The organism is Candidatus Pyrohabitans sp., assembly GCF_054014795.1.
Window position 1 is genome coordinate 1 of record NZ_JBPMGE010000034.1, and the last position, 11,924, is coordinate 11,924.

General features: G+C 55.3%; 15 protein-coding genes and 1 pseudogene. 6 read left to right on the forward strand and 10 right to left on the reverse strand.

Annotated features, from left to right (window positions below):
• Positions 1-254: 254 nt before the first annotated feature.
• Entirely contained in the window at positions 255-770 is a 516-nt protein-coding gene (gene rplJ / locus ACXJJW_RS03920) for a 50S ribosomal protein L16 (RefSeq protein ID WP_456474424.1), read from the forward strand.
• Here the strand turns inward: rplJ and ACXJJW_RS03925 are convergent, their stop codons facing one another.
• The 10 genes from ACXJJW_RS03925 to ACXJJW_RS03970 form a co-directional block, all read right to left on the reverse strand.
• Positions 771-1,250, reverse strand: coding sequence for a hypothetical protein (locus ACXJJW_RS03925; RefSeq protein WP_456474425.1), 480 nt, complete (start codon positions 1,248-1,250; stop codon positions 771-773).
• A 70-nt stretch (positions 1,251-1,320) separates the two neighbouring features.
• Complete coding sequence (gene ccsA, locus ACXJJW_RS03930) at positions 1,321-3,534, reverse strand: cytochrome c biogenesis protein CcsA (RefSeq protein ID WP_456474426.1); 2,214 nt, start codon at positions 3,532-3,534, stop codon at positions 1,321-1,323.
• Positions 3,531-4,439: a hypothetical protein gene (locus ACXJJW_RS03935; protein ID WP_456474427.1), complete on the reverse strand. Its 909-nt coding sequence runs from the start codon at positions 4,437-4,439 to the stop codon at positions 3,531-3,533. Before ACXJJW_RS03935 ends, ccsA begins: the two co-directional genes overlap by 4 nt.
• Before the next feature lie 26 nt (positions 4,440-4,465).
• Positions 4,466-4,894: a cytochrome c maturation protein CcmE gene (locus ACXJJW_RS03940; protein ID WP_456474428.1), complete on the reverse strand. Its 429-nt coding sequence runs from the start codon at positions 4,892-4,894 to the stop codon at positions 4,466-4,468.
• Positions 4,895-4,900: 6 nt separating this feature from the next.
• On the reverse strand, positions 4,901-5,029 hold the full coding sequence (locus ACXJJW_RS03945) for a hypothetical protein (protein ID WP_456474429.1): 129 nt from the start codon (positions 5,027-5,029) through the stop codon (positions 4,901-4,903).
• A gap of 3 nt (positions 5,030-5,032) precedes the next feature.
• Positions 5,033-5,689: a cytochrome c biogenesis protein gene (locus ACXJJW_RS03950; protein ID WP_456474430.1), complete on the reverse strand. Its 657-nt coding sequence runs from the start codon at positions 5,687-5,689 to the stop codon at positions 5,033-5,035.
• A gap of 2 nt (positions 5,690-5,691) precedes the next feature.
• Complete coding sequence (locus ACXJJW_RS03955) at positions 5,692-6,369, reverse strand: heme exporter protein CcmB (protein ID WP_456474431.1); 678 nt, start codon at positions 6,367-6,369, stop codon at positions 5,692-5,694.
• Positions 6,359-7,075 (reverse strand): heme ABC exporter ATP-binding protein CcmA, encoded by a 717-nt coding sequence (gene ccmA / locus ACXJJW_RS03960; RefSeq protein ID WP_456474432.1) that lies wholly within the window; start codon positions 7,073-7,075, stop codon positions 6,359-6,361. Before ccmA ends, ACXJJW_RS03955 begins: the two co-directional genes overlap by 11 nt.
• A 4-nt stretch (positions 7,076-7,079) precedes the next feature.
• Positions 7,080-7,628 (reverse strand): ArsR/SmtB family transcription factor, encoded by a 549-nt coding sequence (locus ACXJJW_RS03965; RefSeq protein WP_456474433.1) that lies wholly within the window; start codon positions 7,626-7,628, stop codon positions 7,080-7,082.
• 12 nt (positions 7,629-7,640) lie between these two features.
• Positions 7,641-8,477: a DUF4349 domain-containing protein gene (locus tag ACXJJW_RS03970; RefSeq protein ID WP_456474434.1), complete on the reverse strand. Its 837-nt coding sequence runs from the start codon at positions 8,475-8,477 to the stop codon at positions 7,641-7,643.
• A 144-nt stretch (positions 8,478-8,621) separates the two neighbouring features.
• Here ACXJJW_RS03970 and ACXJJW_RS03975 point away from each other — a divergent pair, with 144 nt between their 5' ends.
• The 5 genes and pseudogenes from ACXJJW_RS03975 to ACXJJW_RS03995 form a co-directional block, all read left to right on the forward strand.
• Positions 8,622-9,077, forward strand: a complete 456-nt coding sequence (locus tag ACXJJW_RS03975) for an Lrp/AsnC family transcriptional regulator (protein WP_456474435.1) — start codon at positions 8,622-8,624, stop codon at positions 9,075-9,077.
• Positions 9,078-9,080: 3 nt separating this feature from the next.
• Positions 9,081-9,338 (forward strand): 4Fe-4S dicluster domain-containing protein, encoded by a 258-nt coding sequence (locus tag ACXJJW_RS03980; RefSeq protein WP_456474436.1) that lies wholly within the window; start codon positions 9,081-9,083, stop codon positions 9,336-9,338.
• A gap of 5 nt (positions 9,339-9,343) precedes the next feature.
• On the forward strand, positions 9,344-10,459 hold the full coding sequence (locus ACXJJW_RS03985; RefSeq protein WP_456474438.1) for a 2-oxoacid:acceptor oxidoreductase subunit alpha: 1,116 nt from the start codon (positions 9,344-9,346) through the stop codon (positions 10,457-10,459).
• Between the two features lie 2 nt (positions 10,460-10,461).
• Positions 10,462-11,277, forward strand: a pseudogene (locus tag ACXJJW_RS03990) (2-oxoacid:ferredoxin oxidoreductase subunit beta); the annotation flags it as partial.
• A 178-nt stretch (positions 11,278-11,455) separates the two neighbouring features.
• Positions 11,456-11,924 (forward strand): 2-oxoacid:acceptor oxidoreductase family protein (locus tag ACXJJW_RS03995; RefSeq protein WP_456474437.1); only part of this gene is annotated, 469 nt, incomplete at its 3' end.

The following is an 11,924-nucleotide window of genomic DNA, read 5'->3' on the forward strand; positions in this document are numbered from 1 at the left end:
TACCACATTATGTGGATGCAACCAACTGTGGTTGCGCAAACTTCAGAAAGTTTGATCAGCAACTGCAGACAGTTGCTCTCGGGTTACATGACGAGACTCGCTTCGCTCGTTCTAGCCACCATCATCAGATTGCGGTATCTACGATACCGCTATGTTTTCATAGCTGGAGGGTGTGGTATACCGCAATGGTTTTATAATTCTTTTACTATGGGAAGCTGCACATAGGGAATGACTTTTTATCTGGAGGCACATCGATGGCAAAGCTAAAGCCGGGTAAGATATACCGCATACCAAAGAAGAGGCTGTACACCCGCAGGGAGTACATGGATGGTACCCCAAACCCAAAGATTACCATCTTCGACATGGGAGATGTGAGCAATCCGGAACGCTTTGAGTATCAGCTCTCACTCTATGCCAAGGAGCCTGGACAGATAACCCACAATGCCCTTGAGGCGAGCCGCATTGCAGCCAATAGATACATAACCAAGCGCGCCGGCAGGAGCGGCTTCTACATGAAGTTCAGGGTTTATCCTCATGTGGTGCTGAGGGAGAACAAGATGGCGACCGGTGCGGGTGCGGATCGAGTGAGCGACGGCATGCGCCGTGCCTTCGGCAAGCCCGTGGGCCTGGCAGCGCTGGTAAAGGAGGGCCAGAAGGTAATAACTCTCCGCACCACTGAGAATTATGTTGAAGATGCCAAGGAGGCCCTGCGCAGGGCGGCAATGAAGCTCCCCATGCCCTGTGGCATAGCCGTGGAGAAGCTAAAGTAGCTACATTATATACTCGGTACTTGATCTGTCAAAGTCTGTGACGTACTCTGCTTTTCCATCCCCCTCTACATTTCTGAGGAGGGGAATCAACCCTTCCATTTCCTGCGCCAGCCTTGTTGCAGTGTGCTCTTCCCCAAAAACAGAGCGGGTTACATTGTAGGTGTAAACTCGTGCCTGAACCTCGTCCAGAATGCCTAGGGCATGAAGGTATTCGTGGAGCAGCATATGGAATACATACGCCTTAAAAAGCTCTGGGGTAGCGGCTTCGATTCTGCGCAGCACGCTTCTGTTCATCACTATTGTATTCGAACCAACGGGGTAGTAGGCGCCGATAAAGCCGTGAGCACCACCACCGAGCTCCGCAAGCACCAGGCTCAGGCCAGCTCTGCTTGTGCCCAGGCTTTTCATAACAGCTTCCTTAACCAGCTCGAATATATCTCCTATGTCCTCGCACCTTTCAAGTTTCTCAGCAAAGCTCATCCAGCAACACTTTCCTAACCTTTAGTTAGAAAAGTAATGTGCCCTCAGTAAGGATATTAAAAATCCTTACCTATGATGTCTCATCCTCTTCGGACTCTTCCCCTTCATTTTCCTCCTCTTCTTCCCGCCTTGCCCAGGGCACCGAGAAGCCGTCGATAATCATACCAGGAATTATGCCCAGCGAGATGAGAGCCACGCCCAGCCAGAGGATATTCACAAGAGGCTCAATCTTCACAGTAAGCGGTATTTCAACCGCACCGCTCGAGTGTCCGCCTATCCCCTGGAATATCACATACACATCGGCATCCAGATTGCGGTTGATATATACTCTTGTCACCCTCCCGAACTTCAGGTTGTTTATTGTGCTCGCCGTACCCTCACCCACGTAGCGCCCATCTTTGTACACCCTCACCAGCACCTCGCTGGTCAGGTAGCCATCGTAGTTTGGATACATATCTATCCCGGCAACCTCAATGGAATAGCCAGCGCCCACATCCTTGCGGTCGCCCACCACGCCCTGCCCTGGTACGAACTGGAATACCACATCGTGCTGTGATGTGAGGCTGGTGTTGAAGACTGCGCCAAAGATTATCATTGCTATCCCTGCATGGATAAGATAGAAGCTTGCGAGCTTGAGCTTCGGCATTAGCCTTGCCCGGCTTCTCACAAGCTCTACGGCGCGCCACACCGCCATTATAAAAGCGTAGCCCAGTACCGGGAGGATGAAGTCCACCATGGGCTTGCCGGTGATGCCCGTGAAGGCAGCCAGTGCACCCATCGCGAGCGCAGCAGCTGAGCCGATAAGAAGGCTGCGCCTGTGCATAAGGCCCAGGCCCATGCACAGCCCTATGGTGGAGACAAGAAGGACAGTAAAGGGATAGCTCCAGGTGTTAAAGAAGTCCATCTCCACATTTATCTTAACCTCCCTGATGGCCTGGACCAAAAACGGGAAGCTTAGTCCCCAGAAAGACACAAAGCCCAGGATGAGCAGAGAAATGATTGCGAGATAGAAGAGGTTTGTACGTGTAAACAGCTGCACACTCTCCGCCTGGGGGGCCTCTTCAACTTTCTCTCCATCCCCGGAAAACCGTCCCCTGAGGAGGAAGAAAAATACGCCTGTCAAACCAAAGATTGCCAGAATTTCTTCAACACTTGGAAGATGGCCGCCTCCCTTAAAGGCTTTGTAAACCACCATCACAGCCTGAGCGAGGAGAAAGGCTGCAACAAGAGCCTTTGTCCTGCCGCTGACCTCAGTCCTTTTTCGTACCATGTTGTCGATCAATATCACTGCCGAGACAATAGGTATGTTCACCAAAAGCAGCGCCAGGTACGGTCCAGTCGTCGTCTCACCAAAGGCATGGATAGACTCCCACAGCCCTGAACGGGTTATAAAGGTGGCGTATATCACCAGCATAAAGGAAAGCGCCGCCAGTGCAGGGGTGAGCACAGGAAATTCTCCCTTCCTGGAGTTCTGCACCAAGGCGTGGACCAGAGCGGTAACTGTGAACCACGGTATTAGGGAGGAAGTCTCCACAGGGTCCCAAGCCCAGAAACCTCCCCAGCCGAGCACCTGGTAGCTCCACACTCCACCTACGGCTATGCCCAAGGTCAGGAAGAGCCACGAGAGCCTGGCCCAGGGCTTGGCTATGTCCAGCCACCGTCTGTCTCTGCACCAGAGGTGGGCAAGGGCTGCGGCAAAAGGTATTGTGATGGCGCCGTAACCTATGAACATCAGCGGCGGATGGGCAGCCATCCAGGGGTCCTGAAGCAGCGGGTTCAGGCCGTTGCCATCGGCAGGAATAAAATTCTTCGGTAGGTCGGGGTATAGCTCATATATCCTGCGGAAGGGCGAGACCAGCAGTGTCATTGTCAGGAAGAAGAGCCCTATCAGGTGGGTTACAAGGTGCACCCTCCTGGAGAGTCTATCCTCAAATCCCAGCCTCTCACTCGCCCAGAGCGCTGAGATGTATATAATCAGCGCCCACAGCAGGAAGGTGCCATCCTGCCCCGCCCAGAAGGCTGTAGCCTTGTAGAGCCAGGGCAACGACTTTGAGCTGTAACTCCACACGTACATGTAGGTGAAGTCGGACTTGAGGAAGAGGTAGACCAGGTAGAGCGTCGCCGTAGACAGAAGAATCACCGTCACGCGTGACAGGTGCTTAAGCTGCGAGGCGAAGGGCACGCGATAGCCGCGTTCCTGAAGTATCATCGCCACCAGCACAGCTGCACTGGCAGCAAAGGCGACGAGCAGCATGAAATTGCCAAGATTCCAGGAAAAGCTCATTGTGATGCACTTCCATTTCTTATCTTGCTTAGCTCCTCTTCTATTTTCTGCAGTGTGTAGTTGTACAGCTCCAGACTGATTTTATGTTCAAGATAGGCACGGGTCAGCTCCTCCTTCTTGGCCACGAGCAGGGCCTCCCTATCTGAAAGTTCTATGCCAGAGGTTGCGTTACCCGTAATCAGGGGTTCTTCTATAATATCTGAAACATTCACAGTGATCTTCTCCAGGTACTCCCTGAATATCTCCTGTCCCTCTTCTACAACGCGCTCTTTAGGCAGGTGCACATCCATCATAACAAAATAGTTGCCGAGTGCAGCTTCACCGTGGTAGCAGTAGAGGTTCTCTGCAATTCTGGCAACTACCGCATCACCAACGGCAAGTGATGCCTCGTTGAAACCGCTGTCCCAGAAGATGTTAGAGCCTCTCACCGCCCAGTCGGGTGGTCCACCCCGTTCTATATATCCCTCCCATATCCATATCTCCTTACCGGAGGCGTTGAATCTGAGCTTATTCCAGTTATTCCTGTAAACCTCGAGCACCTGTTTTGCGTAACCGGGATCAGAGAACCTGTAAGCCTCAAAACTAACAACCACGCTGGTGTTTTCCCCCTCCACATACAGTGCCCCGAATTTGCTCTGAATGTCGCCTAGGACGCGGTTTGCAACCTCCGGAGCGAAGTTGGATACATCGTTGGGCATGGTTATCGTCGCCTGAGGCAGGGCGATTAGTCCAGAGAGGTTCCCCACAAACACCTGTTCAAACTCAGGCGGCGGCGTGGCCCTGGGTACCTGGCTTATGGAGATATAGCTGAGCTGCCGGGGCACTTCCAGCGCAGGTTGAGAAGGGCTTTGCATATCCTTCTTATCCCCGATACACCCTGCGCTCAGTGCCAGTAGTGCGACCAAAAATGCCAGAAACCGCCTCATGAATTTCACTCTGCGCTTACCTTTGCTTCGTACTTAGAGGGACACTTGACGAGCAGCTTGTTTGCAATCACCGTATCCCCCTGAAGCGTACCTATTGCGACGACATCTATCTGCGTGTTGGGGTCAAGTTCCTTATCCAGCGGAAATGTGGCGGGTATAACGCCGTAGTATGCCACCTTTATTGTAGCCTTTTCATCAGTCAGCGTGAAGTTGAGGTTCTTTGGCACCCAGCTCACACTACCCTCGACCACATAACCCTGAACCTGAACCTGCTTGCCCTGATAGTTCTGAGCATTGCTGACGACCTCGCTCACACTCTTGTAGGGGTTGACAAAGCTACCGCTAGAGGTTGTGCTGAAGGCTATCCCCACAAAAACCAGCACCACTGCGATGCCCACTATGTATTTCAGGTTCTTTGCGGTTTTTCTGTCCATACCCCTTTACCTCGTTTTTAACCTATTTATTCTTTTTTCCAAATCTCCCACCCGCTTGTGAAGGTACGCCAGGTAAACCACCAGCGCCGCCCACAGCGAGGTCGCGACAAAGAATATGCTCTGATAATTTTCCATAATCTACCCCCTGACAACTTTTTCCTTCAGCTTTTCCAGCTTTATCTCCAGGTAAAGCAGGTTGAGGAAGACAATTACTGCTGCTGTTATCATGAGCCCGAGAGTCATGCCCATCTCCGGCTCCAGCTTAAGCCCAAAAGTGGGAGGGTGAAGCGATGGGAATATGCGCGTTGAGAGCAGTGTGAATATACCCGAGGCATATCCGAAGATGCCCAGCACTGCACTCGTCCTTGCCCTCGGCTCTCCCGCTGGCATGGCCTCGCGGAGTGCAAAGTAGCCCAGATAGACAAACCACATTATAAGCGCCGTCGTCTCGCGGGGGTCCCAGTTCCAGTAGCTGCCCCACGCGGGCTTTGCCCACACCATGCCGGTGAGCAGGGTGAAGGTGATGAAGAGTACCCCCACCTTGGCCGCCTTGGCAGCTATGATATCGTAGCGCGGGTTGCGGCTGCGCAGGTACAGGATGCTGGCGAAGAGGGTTATGGTAAAGCCCAGAAAACCGCTGGCATTTATTGGCACATGGAAGAAGACATTCCGGTAGAGCTCTTCCATCGGCGGATTTCCGGGCGAGGCTATTGGTGGAAAAACCATCAGCACCTTGTAGGAGCCGTAGGTGAACAGCATCCAGGCGACTGCCAGGCCGAGATAAATCTTCCTCATATCTATTCCTCTAAGGCGAAATCGAAGGTAAGCATGGCGATTACACTCATCACCACAGCATACGCTGAAATAATTTTAATCTCTCCAAGAATATTTAAAAATCCCTCGCCATCGACGAGCACCCGATTGAGTGCAGAAACAGAGGTCACAATCACCGGGAAGAGCACTGGCAGGAGAATCACCGGAAGGAGAAGCTCCCTCGCTCTGGCGTTGAGTACCAGCGTTGAGAGGGCTGAGCTTATCACAACAAAACTAAGGTTGCCTAGGGTGAGCACCCCGAACGCCAGGAGTAGGCTCCCCTTCACAGGGAAGTCGAAGAACACCAGGAAGAGGGGGAAGATTATGCTCTGGATTCCCAGCATCAGCGCCAGGTTGTACAATGCCTTGCCCGCGAGAATCTCCTCACTGCTCATTGGCGTTAGCTTCAGTCCATCTAGGGTGCCCAGCTCCTTCTCCTTTACAAAGGCCCTCCCCAGGCCCAGCATCCCCGTAAACAGGAAAACCAGCCAGAGCAGGCCCGCACCTATCTCGGGTACGCTCACCACATAGCTGCCGGCGATGCGGGAGAAGAAGATTACCGCCAGGCCTGAGAACAGGAGCATGAAATTTATGGTGTGCTTTGTCCTCAGCTCAGCGCGCACATCCTTGGCCGCCAGGTTGAGCACAGCTTTAAGCCTCATTCCCCTCACCAGTGATGCGCAGGTACGCCTCTTCCAGGCTCTCCATGCTCCGCTTAAGCTCAGAAAGTGCACCCTCTGCCACCATCCTGCCGTAGTGGAGCACAGCACCGTGGGAGCACAGCTTCTCGGCCTCATCCAGATGGTGGGTGGTAAGAAGGAGGGTAACCCCCGAGCTTCGAAGCTCTTCAAGCAGGGCATAGAAGTCCCGCCTGCTCCTCAAGTCCAGGCCGGTGGTGGGTTCGTCCAGAAGCAGCACCTCGGGCGAGTGGAGCAGGGCGCGGGCGATGCTCAGGCGCTGCTTCATACCCCGCGAGAATGTTCCCACCAGGTCGTCCTCTCGCTCGGCCAGGTTGATCCTCTCCAGCATCTCCTCCGCCCGGCTCAGCTTTACCCCGTAGGCGCGGGCATAGAACTCCAGGTTCTCCCGCGCTGTCAGCTCATCGTAGAGGAAGGGATTGTGGGAAACAACGCCTATCCTCCGCCTCACCTCCTGGGCATCTTCGCGAACATCATAACCAGCGACGCGCACTTCGCCGGAATCCTGTCTCAGGAGGGTTGCAATTATACGTATCAGCGTAGTCTTGCCCGCGCCGTTGGGGCCGAGCAGCGCGAAGGCTTCACCCTTCGCAACGCTGAGGTTGATCCCCTTAAGCACCTCCAGCGTGCCGAACCGCTTCCTTACGCCCCGAAGCTCAACCGCAGGCATGAATTCAGGATTCTCCTGGAAGGTTATAAGGGTTTCTGCTCCGCTTCCATGTGCGGTAGGCGAAAAAGAAGAGCAGAGCAGAGGCTGCGAGCAGCACCACGCTCACCAGCAGATAATTTGTGGATGTTCTCAGAGCCTCCTGGGCCGCAGGTGTGGCCATTGCCTTTGGTGCAGCTTCGAGCATTTCCCTCTCAGCGAACCCTCCGGCAGTGTGGAGGTATCTAAAGCCCGAGAAAGCCCCGCCGAGCAGGGCGAGCAAGGCTGAGCTCAGGAGGATCAGAATCCTGTGCCTCTCCTCAGGATGTAGAATCCCCCTCGCCTTGGGTGTGAGGTGGTAGTATATCCACTTCCTGCCCTCGTCGCGCTTCTCCACCAGACCGGCGTCAGCCAGCTTCGCCAGGTGCTCGTGTGCAGCTGATTTAGCCAGGCCGAGCTCCCTCGCAAGCTCTGTGACAGTCATGGCTCGACGGTCGAGGGCCCTCAGTATGGCAATGCGCGTCTCAGACACAAGCGCCTCAAACACCTGCCTCGTCATGCGTATCTCTCTGTCCAAGCGGCACCACCACTACCTTCTCTTCCTTAGCCGGCGAACAGCTGCAAAGAGCACCGCCGCCATGGCTGCGATGGGCAGGAGATAACCTGCCGCCACGATTAGCGCGCGGGTAACAGTCACCAGGCCCTTCACCGCGTCGCTTATTGCACTTCTCAGGCCGAGGCTCCTGGTAATGGGCTCGGGTTCGCGAAGCTCCACGGTTATTGTGGCAAACTCCACGCGGTTGTCGAGGTAGCGCAGCCTCCCCTCAAGGCGCTCAATCTCACCTCTCACGCGTCCGAGCTCGCGCTCCACCTCAAGCACATCCTTAACGGTCTCCGCCCTGTCCAGAATCTCAAGTAGGCGCTCCTCCTGCCTTTGGAGATTGCGCAGCCTAGCATTGAGGTCGATGTACTCCTCTGTAACATCTCGTCCAGAGGAGGAGTAGGACATAACCCTGCCCAGCTTCTTGAGCTCCTCTATTATGCTCCCAAAGCTGCCCTCGGGAATGCGCATTGTTATTGTGCCCTGCCTGTGGTTACCCGGTGTAACGTAGGAGTTGGACTGGGAGATGTAGCCCCCTGCCTCATAGGCGAGCTTTTCAACTTCGCTGGCTGCGGAGTCAAAATCCTCCACCTCCAGTTTGATATAAGCGCTCTTTATAATCTTCCTGTCAATCTGCGCCTTGGCTTCTGTCTCAACCATTAATTCAGCCTTCTGTATTTCAGGAAAACCTGTACCACGAGTTTGCATTGCCTTCTCTCCACCCGGCTCCGGAACAACAGCTGGTAGTTCCTGTTTTGGCGCCTTGATGGTGCAGCCTGTGGCGAATATCAGCAGGAGGATGAGCACCGCAACCCTTACCCTCATTATCAACACCTCCATGTTACCTTGGCGTGAGGTTATATAAACCCCGCGAATTTGTTCGGCGCCAGGCGAACAGTGTGCAAAATCTTTATATACGTGAAGCTTTACAATTAGCAAGCAAACCTTTACAAATGTAAATACAATGCCATGACAAGTGAGAAACAGCTTCAGGTGTTGCGCAAGCTTTATGAGAGTGCGCGCAGTCTAAAGGTTCATTCAACCCAGAAAACTCAATCGCAGCTTGCGGCAGAGCTCGGGATAAGCAGGCAGGCTCTGAGCCTTCACCTTCGGGAGCTCCGCGAGCATGGCTTAATACGCACAGGTAGGGGCTTTATAGACCTCACCGATAAGGCCCTGGCTGAGATAGGCAGGTTTGGCGAAGAGGCCTTTGTGCTTCTCAGGGTGAAGCCCCGCTATCGCGACGAGGCATACTGCAGGCTTCGCTCCCTGCCAGCGGAGCGCGTTTATCGCGTCGCGGGTGAGTACGACGTCATCGCAGTTGTGCCGGCGGCAAGGCTGCGTGAATTCCTGGACGGTGCTTCCAGGCTCAGGGGCGTCGAGGCAACGGCGTCGCATGTGGTAATAGAGATGTATCAGGTGTAAAGCATGGGCAGGATAACCATAAATGAAAAGTACTGCAAGGGGTGCAACATATGTATAGACTTCTGCCCCGTGAAGGTGTTCGAGCCGGCGGAGGAACCCAACGAGAAGGGCTACTTTGTGCCCATCGTGGCGCACCCGGAGAGGTGCACAAAGCTCAGGGTGAGCAAGCACCTCAAGCGCAAGGTCTGCTCGCTATGCCAGGACATGTGCCCGGACTTTGCAATCGACATAGATGTCTATGCAGAGGAGGAGGATGAATAATGCACATGCATGGGGTGCGCTTCCTTCAGGGTAACATAGCATGCGCAGAAGGCGCAATCGCCGCCGGCTGCAGGTTCTTTGCGGGCTATCCCATTACTCCGAGTACAGAAATTGCCGAGTGGCTGTCGCAGCGCCTGCCAAAGGAGGAAGGAGTCTTCATCCAGATGGAGGATGAGATTGGCTCAATTGCTGCGATGATTGGCGCGCGCTGGGCGGGGGCTAAGGCGATGACTTCCACCTCTGGACCCGGGTTTTCGCTGATGATGGAGAACATCGGCTTCGCGGCGATGACCGAGACGCCCATCGTTATAGTCAACATCCAGCGCTCCGGTCCGAGCACAGGTCAGCCGACTATGCCGGCTAGCGGCGATGTGATGCAGGCGCGCTATGGTTCGCACGGCGACTACGCAATAATAGCGCTCTCGCCCAACAGTGTGCAGGAGATGTTTGAGCTGACCGTGGAGGCCTTCAACCTGAGTGAGCGCTACCGGGTGCCCGCCTTTCTCATGGCAGACGAGGTTATAGGACACATGCGGGAGAAGGTGACCCTGCCGGAGAGTGTGGAGACCTTCACAGCGCCCCTGAGCAGGCGCGGCACGCGCTACTACTTCAAACCCGACCCCAGAACCCTTGTGCCCAAGATGCAGGTGTTCGGGAAGGGTTACAATGTTCATGTTACCGGTCTGACCCACGATGAGCGGGGCTACCCAGCTACCAACGATGCAAAGGTGCACACGAAGCTGGTGCGCAGACTTGTGGAGAAGATAGAGAGGAATGCCGAGGAAATTATAAGGGTGGAGGAGCACCATCTCGAGGACGCGGAGGTGGTGCTCATAGCCTACGGCGCAGTATCGCGCTCCGCCTTAGCTGCGGTGCGCGAGCTTCGTGAGCGCGGGGTTAAGGCAGGGCTCCTCCGCCTGATCACACTCTTCCCCTTCCCGGAGAAGCTGGTGGCGAGGCTTGCGCGCCGCTCCAGGCTCGTGGTGCTGGAGATGAATCTAGGGCAGATGCTCCGCGAGGTTCAGCGCGTATCGAGGCGAAAGGTGCACTTCCTGCCCAGGATAGGCGGTGAGCTTCACACCCCGCGGGAGATTGTCAAGTTTGTGGAGGCGCTGAAATGAGTATGCACCCCTCTGAGCCGCTGCTTCGCCGCGACCGCCTGCCGCATATACTCTGCGAGGGCTGCGGCGATGGTATTATAGTCAATGCACTGCTCGAGGCGATAGTGGAGCTTGGCCTGCCCAGGGAGAAGCTGGTCTTCGTCTCGGGCATAGGCTGCTCCTCCCGGATACCCGGCTACCTGCTCTTCGACTCACTGCACACCACCCATGGCAGGCCAATCGCCTTTGCCACGGGCATAAAACTCGCCAACCCTGAGCTCAAGGTTGTGGTTATTACGGGTGACGGCGACATGGCGAGCATAGGCGGCAACCACTTCCTGCATGCTGCCAGGCGCAACATAGACATGACTGTAATCTGCTCCAACAACTACACCTACGGCATGACGGGCGGGCAGGTTTCGCCCACTACCCCAAGAGGCTGGCGCACCACAACTTCGCCCTATGGTAACGTAGAGCCACCGATGGACATAGCCCGCGTGGCAGCCGCTGCCGGGGCGAACTATGTGGCGAGGTGGAGCACCGCCTCACCTCTGCAGATTAAGGAGTCCATAAAGGAGGCTCTTACAAAGGAGGGCTTCACCCTGGTGGAGGTGCTCACCCAGTGTCCCACCGCCCTCGGCAGGCGCAATAAGCTGCGCACAGCCGTGGACATGCTGCGCTGGTACAAGGAGAATACCATTGCCCTGCACCATGCCCAGGAGCTCGAGGAGAAGGGCGTTGATTTATCTGCAAAGGTTGTGGTTGGCGAGTTCGTGGACCGCAATAAGCCGGGCCTGGTACGCCTCCTCGGGCTGGTGAAGGAGGAAGAGAAAAAGGAGGAGAAGGAGGAGCTTCCAGAGGAGGAGCGCAGGGTGAGGCGCAGAGAGGAAGAGGAGCGCCTGCGCGAGGCGAGGAAGCGCATCCTTGAGGTGATAGCGAAGCTGGGCTCGCCCAAGATAAGGCGCATGATAGAGCTGGGCGGCGACATCGAGAAGATTGAGAAGGAGCTGGTGAAGGATGAGGGTTGAGGTTCGCTTCTCGGGCTTTGGAGGGCAGGGCATAGTTACGGCGGGCATAATTCTCGCCAGGGCTGCGAGTATCCACGACGGCATGCAGGCGGTGCAGACCCAGAGCTATGGCCCGGAGGCCAGGGGCGGCGCGTCAAAGAGTGAGGTGATTATCAGCGACCAGGAGATACTCTATCCCAAGGTTCTTCGTCCTGATATCTTTGTGGTAATGTCGGGACAGGCGATGCAGAAGTACATAGGCGAGCTGAAGAAGGACGGCGTGATTATATACGACTCCTCGCTGATAAAGACTCCACCAGAGAAGGGCAGAGCCTATGCGGTACCCGCGACGCTTCTGGCCAAGCGCGAGCTGGGCAAGACCATCGTCGCCAACATAATACTGCTCGGGGCGCTGACCAGCATAACTCAGGTGGTCAGCAGGGAGGCGATGGAGAAGGCGGTGCTCGAGAGCGTGCCCA